The 1,816-nt window shown below is 66.3% G+C and carries 2 protein-coding genes; both read left to right on the top strand.

Annotated elements, in window-relative coordinates; all coding sequences use genetic code 11:
• Positions 1-370: 370 nt before the first annotated feature.
• Positions 371-979, top strand: a complete 609-nt coding sequence (locus QMG73_RS46080; protein WP_281906503.1) for a hypothetical protein — start codon at positions 371-373, stop codon at positions 977-979.
• Positions 955-1,341 (top strand): hypothetical protein, encoded by a 387-nt coding sequence (locus QMG73_RS46075; protein ID WP_281906502.1) that lies wholly within the window; start codon positions 955-957, stop codon positions 1,339-1,341. Before QMG73_RS46080 ends, QMG73_RS46075 begins: the two co-directional genes overlap by 25 nt.
• The last annotated feature ends 475 nt before the right edge of the window (positions 1,342-1,816 follow it).

Here is a 1,816-nt window from a genome sequence, read left to right as displayed (position 1 = left end):
TCGCTAAAGACCGCAACAAGTAGGACAAACCATCAACCCAGGTGCTCAGTTTTCAGCCGTCGCAACCTGCTCAGTTTTCAGCCGTCGTTGACACCTGTCCGCTGGATGGATCCACATTGGCCCGGCGGTGGCCGTTAGCCTGCCAGTCGCGTTTGCGCTCGGCTTACGCTGACTTGGCCAACACTCAGGTGCGCACGCCGAAACCCGGTCGTACCAACAGAGTTGCGCCAGCGACATCGTCGCGCGGGCCGCATCCGCTGACGTGCCGCTGAGTTAGGCGGATGCCGGCCGGTGGAGTTCGTCGACGAATCTCTTGGCCGCGCGTGTTCTACTGCCGGGTATGAGGCGTCGGGTAAGTCTGATTCTGAGCGTGGTGATGCTCCTTGCCGGGATTGGCGCTGTGGTGGGCCGGCGGTGGTGGCTGAGCCGGCCGCCGTATGGGCCGGACGCACTGGACGTCCAGGCCACGCTTCAACGCGTTGACCAGGCAACCGCGGATGCCGCGCTCAAGCCGGCCAGTACGGTGATCGCTGGCGATGGCGACCAGATTTTCCTGGGACGGGTCAGCTGGGGTCGACCGCCCCACGCGCGGAAGGGCGACTCGTTTCGGATCGTGGTGCTGGACAAGCGCAGCCATCTGATGCCGGGTTTGATCGTGGTGACCTCGGCCCGGCCCGACGATGTGGGTACCGGCTTGGACGACTCTTTGGATATCGCCCAGGAGCGTTACCCGTGGCTGGAAGGGGTCGGCACGCGGGAGGTCGACGGGACGTACTGGACCTCGGGCAGTGCGATCTTCGTATCAGCGATGGACGCGTCGCCGGTGACGTTCCAGACCGTGCTGCGTCCGGCACGCCGCGAAACCCGTTCTGAGCACCGGGTGGCCACCGCACCCGCAGCGGTTCTGGACTTGCTCGTCGCCCTGATCGGCGTGGGTGCCGACGGTCAGGTCTATTGGGCGAAACGCTTGTTGAACTGAAGACCGGCAGCCAGGTCGATCTCGTCACCGCGACCCGTCCGCCGCTGTCAGCTCGTTCGGGGCAGGCGTTCGGAGATCTTCAGCGCGGCGGCGACTACACAGGCATCCGGTGCGTCGACAGACCGCTCTGGCCCGCCGTACCCGGTCAGGTGGAAGCGGCGGCCGCCCTTTCTCGACGTCGCGGACCGTTACGAGCACGGGTGCCGCCGTCCCCGAACCTCAATGTGAAGACAGGGTTCACCATCGTCTGCTGTGATCAGGTGGCCTTGGGCGGTCCAGCCGGAACCCGCGGCGGCGATGACTGGGGCGATCTCCAGGCTGCAAGCGGTGTGGACGAGTTCGCCCACCAGTCCAGCCAGTAGGCTGCTCCACGCCGATCACCCTCATCCCACGACAAGGACCGGCTCCCTTGCGCCACAAGACGGCGCGCCGGCCGGCTACGCGGTCCGTTCCGCTGTCGGCGCTGGCAGCTCGATTCTGAGCGGGGGTCCTGGCCGCGTAGGATCCCATCCGCGGTCTGTGGCAGCCGTGATGCACCTGGCGACCAGGGTCGGTGTCACCACGCCGCTGGGTGCGTGCAGCCAGTTGTCCGGCCGCGGGACCGGTAGTGATACCAACAGCCTGCCCGCCGGACGGTCCGCGAGCTCGACGGCGAAGCTGAGCGGCGAATCGGCGACGCCCTGGCTGTATGTCGGCTTTCGGCGAACCGTCCATCGGTACGCCACGTTCTCGACCACGATCCGTGCCAGCGGACACGAAAAAATCGGAGCTGGCGGACAGTTCGCTCCGGGCTGGTGGACATGAAAACTCCGGGCCGGTGGTCACCGGATCTCCGGA

The sequence above is a fragment of the Phytohabitans aurantiacus genome (assembly GCF_027923225.1).
Classification (GTDB): domain Bacteria; phylum Actinomycetota; class Actinomycetes; order Mycobacteriales; family Micromonosporaceae; genus Phytohabitans; species Phytohabitans aurantiacus.
Note: the sequence above shows the minus strand (reverse complement) of the source record. Positions and strands in the feature narration are given on the sequence as shown.